General features: G+C 58.4%; 2 protein-coding genes. One reads left to right on the top strand and one right to left on the bottom strand.

Translation table 11 applies throughout. From position 1 onward, the window contains the following. Window positions 1–464 (bottom strand): DUF1611 domain-containing protein (locus WBC85_RS01940; protein WP_424432999.1); only part of this gene is annotated, 464 nt, incomplete at its 3' end. 246 nt (window positions 465–710) lie between these two features. Between WBC85_RS01940 and WBC85_RS01935 the strand changes: the two genes are divergently transcribed. Continuing rightward, a complete protein-coding gene (locus WBC85_RS01935) occupies window positions 711–1,667 on the top strand; it encodes an L-malyl-CoA/beta-methylmalyl-CoA lyase (RefSeq protein ID WP_424432998.1) in 957 nt (318 codons plus the stop codon). Window positions 1,668–1,670 lie beyond the last annotated feature (3 nt).

The raw sequence follows: 1,670 nt of genomic DNA, 5'->3' as shown, positions 1-1,670 counted from the left end.
GTGTACATCTTGCCCACAGAGCAATCCGTGCCCACAGCCAGCACACGCTTGCCCGTACGCTTCACTCCGCTGGCAATCGGGTATTCGACGGATGGAATGCGCACATCGTGCAATTCACGCCCATGCTTCGCGGCGGCCTCCACCAGATCGGCCTCCTCGCTCAGCAGATTATGCAGACCCGACGCCAGATCATAGCCCATCGCCAGCGCTTCGATCAAAACAGCTTTCCACGCCTGCGAAATATAGCCACCACGGTTGGCTACACCGATCACCAGCGTTTTGGCGCCTGCCGCCTGCGCTTGCTCCAGCGTCATATCCTCAAGGCCCACATTCGCCTTGCAGCCGTCCATACGGATCTGGCCAACAGCATTGTCAGGACGCCAGTCCTTGATGCCCTGCGCAACTTTCGCAGACAGTTGATCCGGCGCATCGCCCAGGAACAGCAGGTAAGGTGTTTGAATCATGGTCCGAATCTCCGTGAGTGAATGACTGATCTGCAGATTGAGGCAAAACAGGCGCAATTCAATCTCGTATTTGGCGCACTTGCCACTCTGGGCGCACAACCTTCCTCCAACTGGACCTATCGACGCACAATTCTTGCGCACTCAAAATTGCTGCACCTGCAAAATGCCCTTGCAGCGGCCCCGCGTAACTTTATAACCATCCCAAGCAAATATACGACACTTTATGTCTCAAAAGGATCAGCCCGCATGAGCTTTCGCCTCCAGCCAACACCACCTGCCCGCCCCAATCGCTGCCAGCTCTTCGGCCCGGGCTCCAACACAAAACTCTTCGCCAAAATGGCCGCTTCCGCCGCCGATGTGATCAACCTCGATCTCGAAGACAGCGTTGCCCCCAACGACAAAGACGTGGCCCGCGCCAATGTGATCGAAGCAATCAACACCGTAGACTGGGGCACAAAAACCCTCTCCGTGCGCATCAACAGCCTCGACACCCCCTATTGGTACCGCGACGTGGTGGACCTGCTGGAACAGGCCTCCGACCGCCTTGACCAGATCATGATCCCGAAAGTCGGCTGTGCGGAAGACGTCTATGCCGTCGACGCGCTTGTCTCCGCAATCGAAACCGCAAAGGGCCGCAAAAAGCGTATCGCCTTTGAGGTCATCATCGAATCAGCCGCAGGCATCGCCCATGTCGAAGCCATCGCGGCTTCCTCCCCGCGCCTGCAGGCGATGAGTCTGGGTGCCGCCGATTTCGCGGCCTCCATGGGCATGCAGACCACCGGCATCGGTGGCACGCAGGAAAACTATTACATGCTGCGCGAAGGGGCCAAATACTGGTCCGATCCGTGGCACTGGGCGCAGACAGCAATTGTTGCGGCCTGCCGCACCCATGGCATCTTGCCAGTGGACGGCCCCTTCGGTGACTTTTCCGATGATGAAGGCTACCGCGCACAGGCGCGCCGCTCGGCAACACTTGGCATGGTTGGTAAATGGGCCATCCACCCGAAACAGATCGGTCTCGCAAACGAGGTCTTCACCCCCTCCGAGGAAGCCGTTGCCGAAGCGCGTGAAATCCTCGCCGCGATGGAAACCGCAAAGGCAAACGGCGAAGGCGCCACCGTCTACAAAGGCCGCCTTGTGGATATCGCATCCATCAAACAAGCCGAAGTGATCGTGCGCCAGTCCGAGATGATTGCAGGCTAAAGC

Source organism: Planktotalea sp. (genome assembly GCF_049680325.1).
Classification (GTDB): domain Bacteria; phylum Pseudomonadota; class Alphaproteobacteria; order Rhodobacterales; family Rhodobacteraceae; genus Planktotalea.
This window is presented reverse-complemented; position numbering and strand designations above follow the sequence as displayed.

Bases quoted from the DNA above. Each gene is read 5' to 3' on its own strand.
- WBC85_RS01935 (WP_424432998.1), top strand. From the start codon at position 711: ATGAGCTTTCGCCTCCAGCCAACACCACCTGCCCGCCCCAATCGCTGC.